This window comes from Streptomyces katrae, from assembly GCF_000966975.1.
Lineage (GTDB): Bacteria > Actinomycetota > Actinomycetes > Streptomycetales > Streptomycetaceae > Streptomyces > Streptomyces katrae.
Window position 1 is genome coordinate 1 of sequence record NZ_JZWV01000148.1, and the last position, 2,134, is coordinate 2,134.

Genomic DNA, 2,134 nt, shown 5'->3' on the forward strand with positions numbered 1-2,134 from the left:
CCGAGGCCGGAGTACCCAAGCGCGAGGTCTTCGACGCGGTGGTCGCGGCAAAGAATGCGGCACAAAAGATGCCGTAGATCGGTAAAGAGCTAACCTGAAAAGCAAAGCTCAGACCGCGCACCGGCCGCTTTGAGACATGACTGGCCCAAAGAGAGTCCAACACTGGACAGGGCCTGATGCGCTCCCGCCCGAAGAGGCGTCCACTGGCAATGGCACCAGTGGAACAAGAGGAGCTGGCATGAGTGAGATCGCAGACACCCCGGTACCCGTCCCCGCCGCAGGTCCTGCCGCCGTTTCCGCACCCGACGTGCAGACCGTGCACGAGGCCTACTCCTTCGCGTGCATGAAGTGCGGGTTCGGCTGGGAACAGTCCTACGCGATTGAGCACCACACCGACGGCAAGGGCCAGCCGTTCATCATGTACAAGGTGAACGGCGAGCGGGTGCCCTCCCCGCTGTCGAACCCGACCTGCCTGAACTGTGGCGGGCACGTCGTACGGATCATGCGGGCCGGCACGGTCTCCCAGGTCAACGCCACCATCGACCGGCTCTACCACCACCGCATCGCCCCCGGGATCGCCGGGCCCGTGCCGGCCGGCGAGAACCCGCCGCGCGCGCCGCGGCAGCGCAGGCCCTCGCACGACTCGCCGGGACCGGTCGCGGTCAACGAGCCCGGGCGGCGTCCCGGCCCGCTCTCCCGCCTGCTGGGGCGGCTGCGCCGGTCATAAGATCGGCCCATGAGCCCTAGCCCTTCCTCCTCCGCCGCCAAGGACGCCCCGCCCCCGCTGCCCGAACCGCTGCGGGTGGCGGTGGCCGACTCGCACACCCACCTCGACATGCAGGCGGGCAGCGTCGAGGAAGGGCTGGCGAAGGCCGCCTCGGTGGGCGTGACCACGGTCGTCCAGGTGGGCTGCGACGTGAAGGGCTCGCGCTGGGCCGCCGAGACCGCGGCGGCCCACCCGAACGTCCACGCGGCGGTGGCACTGCACCCGAACGAGGCCCCCCGCATCGTCCTCGGGGACCCCGACGGCTGGTCGCGGCAGGGCGCCCGGGCCGGCGGCGGCGAGGGCGCGCTGGACGACGCCCTCGCCGAGATCGAGGCGCTGGCCGCCCTCGGCCACGTCAAGGCGGTGGGCGAGACCGGGCTGGACTACTTCCGCACCGGGCCGGAGGGCATGGCCGCGCAGGAGCGCTCCTTCCGGGCCCACATCGAGATCGCCAAGCGGCAGGGCAAGGCCCTGGTCATCCACGACCGCGACGCGCACGCCGACGTGCTGCGCGTGCTCCGCGAGGAGGGCGCGCCCGAGCGGACGGTCTTCCACTGCTACTCCGGCGATGCCGAGATGGCCCGGGAGTGCGCGGCCGCCGGCTACTACATGTCCTTCGCCGGCACGGTCACGTTCAAGAACGCGGCGCCGCTGCGCGAAGCGCTGGCGGTGGCCCCGCTGGAACTGGTGCTGGTCGAGACGGACGCCCCGTACCTCACGCCGGCGCCCTACCGCGGGCGGCCCAACGCGCCGTACCTGATCCCGCTGACGGTGCGGGCGATGGCGGCGGTCCGCGGCATCGACGAGGACGCCATGGCCACGGCCCTCGCGGCGAACACGGCCCGCGCCTTCGACTACTGACCCGCCCGGTCCACACGGCCCGCCCGCGCCGCTGCGGGTGTGGACGCGGTCGCCTGCCGCGCAGGCCGTCCGCGATGCCTGCGCAGGTCGCATGCCGTGCGGGCGGCATTGCCGACATATGGATATGAGGACATGCCGCCATGGCGATGTGCCGACAGTCCGGTACGGCCGTGGCGACGCCCTTCGGTACATCCGTTCGTTCGACACGCTGGGTGGTCGAACGGCTTTGGTGCGTGACGGCCGCTCCCGCTAGGGTGCCGTGCCCGAACCAGCCGGGGCCGGACCAGTGGAGCGAGCGACGTGAGCGATACGCAGGGCAGTCACCGCCGTGTGTCCTGGCCGGAGGCCGAGCCGGACGCCGCCGGCCGGGATTCCGGCGGGGACCCCGGCCGGGGCCAGGGCGCGGGCCCGGGCCCCGAGCCCGGCGTCCCCGCCCCCCGGGCCGAGGGCCGGCGCGCCGCACGCCGCCGGGCGGCCCGCGCGGAGCGGACCGAAGCGGGCCCGGGC

At 73.2% G+C, this 2,134-nt stretch carries 2 protein-coding genes and 1 pseudogene; all 3 read left to right on the plus strand.

Annotation, left to right across the window (positions count from 1 at the left end; translation table 11 throughout):
* The first annotated feature begins 238 nt into the window (after nucleotides 1-238).
* Nucleotides 239-727: a hypothetical protein gene (locus VR44_RS07605; RefSeq protein WP_045946615.1), complete on the plus strand. Its 489-nt coding sequence runs from the start codon at nucleotides 239-241 to the stop codon at nucleotides 725-727.
* A 9-nt stretch (nucleotides 728-736) separates the two neighbouring features.
* Complete coding sequence (locus VR44_RS07610; protein WP_045946616.1) at nucleotides 737-1,627, plus strand: TatD family hydrolase; 891 nt, start codon at nucleotides 737-739, stop codon at nucleotides 1,625-1,627.
* Nucleotides 1,628-1,927: 300 nt separating this feature from the next.
* Nucleotides 1,928-2,134, plus strand: a pseudogene (locus VR44_RS46330) (hypothetical protein); the annotation flags it as partial.